Origin of the sequence: Rothia sp. (in: high G+C Gram-positive bacteria), from assembly GCF_015265375.1 — a bacterium.
In the GTDB taxonomy this organism is placed as follows: Bacteria; Actinomycetota; Actinomycetes; order Actinomycetales; family Micrococcaceae; genus Rothia.
In genome coordinates, this window is sequence record NZ_JABZXW010000111.1 from 1 (window position 1) to 1,814 (window position 1,814).

The 1,814-nt window shown below is 55.3% G+C and carries 2 protein-coding genes; both read left to right on the plus strand.

Going from position 1 to position 1,814, the window contains the following annotated elements; genetic code table 11:
* Positions 1-47: 47 nt before the first annotated feature.
* A complete protein-coding gene (locus tag HXO69_RS08925; RefSeq protein WP_296546609.1) occupies positions 48-1,472 on the plus strand; it encodes a CCA tRNA nucleotidyltransferase in 1,425 nt (474 codons plus the stop codon).
* A gap of 190 nt (positions 1,473-1,662) precedes the next feature.
* Positions 1,663-1,814: 30S ribosomal protein S6 (locus HXO69_RS08930; RefSeq protein ID WP_296546610.1), on the plus strand; the 152-nt coding region annotated here is incomplete at its 3' end.

Below are 1,814 nucleotides of genomic sequence, written 5' to 3' on the forward strand. Positions count from 1 at the left end.
GTGTGGGGTGGGCGCGTGGGTGGTTTTTCTGGCACGATTAAAGGATTATGTCGCTGTTTATTGATGTTGTGTCGAAGTACCCGGATGCCGCCGAGCTGGGAGAACTGTACCGTGCGGCGGGTTTTGAGCTGTACTTGGTGGGCGGTATTGTCCGCGACAATCTGCTGGATGATGGCGGCCATTTCACTGATTTTGATTTGACGACGGATGCTACTCCGGAGCAGAGTGAGCAGATTCTGCGTGGGTGGGGTGAGCATACGTGGGATATCGGCAAGGAGTACGGCACGATTAGTGCGCGTAAGAATGGCGTGGTGTATGAGGTGACCACGTACCGTGCTGAGGTGTATGTTTCGGATTCGCGTAAGCCGACGGTTGAGTTCGGTACGGACCTGAGTGCCGACTTGGTGCGCCGTGATTTCACGATTAATGCGATGGCTGCGGCTTTGCCCAGCGGCGAGGTTGTTGACTTGTTTGGTGGCGTTGAGGATTTGCGTGCGGGTGTTTTGCGTACTCCGCGCTCGCCGCAGGAGTCTTTTTCTGAGGATCCGCTGCGTATGATGCGTGCGGCTCGTTTTGTTGCGCGTTTTAATCTTGAGGTTGCCCCGGAGGTTTTCGAGGCGATGCGCGAGATGGCTGGCCGTATTGAGATTATTTCGGCTGAGCGTGTGCGTGATGAGCTGGTGAAGCTGATTGAGGCGGATTATCCGCGGGTGGGTTTGAACCTGCTGGTGGATACGGGTCTGGCTGATTATGTGTTGCCGGAGCTTCCTGCGTTGCGTATGGAGATGGATCCGGCGCATCACCATAAGGATGTGTATGCGCATTCGTTGAAGGTGATGGAGCAGGCGATGGAGAAGGAGACGGGCGAGGATGGCCCGTGCCCGGCTCCTGATTTTATTCTGCGTTTTGCGGCGTTGATGCACGATATTGGTAAGCCGAAGACTCGTAAGTTTGAGAAGGACGGCTCTGTCTCGTTCCTGCACCATGAGGTGGTGGGCGCAAAGATGGTGAAGAAGCGTATGCGTGCGCTGCGTTTTGATAATGACACGATTAAGGCTGTGGCTCGTCTGGTGGAGCTGCACATGCGTTTCTATGGTTACCGTGAGTCGGGTTGGACTGATTCTGCGGTGCGCCGTTATGTGCGTGATGCGGGCGATCAGTTGGAGCGTTTGCATCGTGTGTCGCGTTCTGATGTGACGACTCGTAATCGTCGTCTGTCGCGTTCGCTGGCTGAGGCGTATGACGATTTGGAGCGTCGTATTGCTGAGTTGGCTGCTCAGGAGGAGCTGGATTCGATCCGTCCGGATCTGGATGGCGGTCAGATTATGCAGATTCTTGGTATTGCGCCGGGCCCGGTGGTGGGTGAGGCGTATAAGTTCTTGTTGAATTTGCGTCTGGATGAGGGTTCGCTTCCTGAGGAGGAGGCGAAGGCTCGTCTGGTGCAGTGGTGGGAGCAGCGTCAGGAGGCGTAGCTTCTGCGGTTTTCAGTACCGCATCGCATGGTTGAGGTCACGCGGTGCGGTACTGTTCTATCTGCTTTTTCTCGTGTATTGTTAAGAAATCTATGCGTGTTCCCCACCCGGTGTGCTTCACGTGTAGAGCACAATGAATCTCCTGCTATGGAAATCCCATAGCCGTTTAGCCCAAAGGAGGGGTTTAATCATGCGTGCATATGAACTGATGGTTATCCTCAGCCCCGAGGTTGAGGACCGTGCGGTTGAGCCGTCGCTGTCCAAGTTCCTCGAGATCGTGACCAACGAGGGTGGTTCCATCGACAACGTCGATATCTGGGGCCGTCGTCGCCTGGCATACGA

Bases quoted from the DNA above. Each gene is read 5' to 3' on its own strand.
- HXO69_RS08925 (WP_296546609.1), top strand. From the start codon at position 48: ATGTCGCTGTTTATTGATGTTGTGTCGAAGTACCCGGATGCCGCCGAG.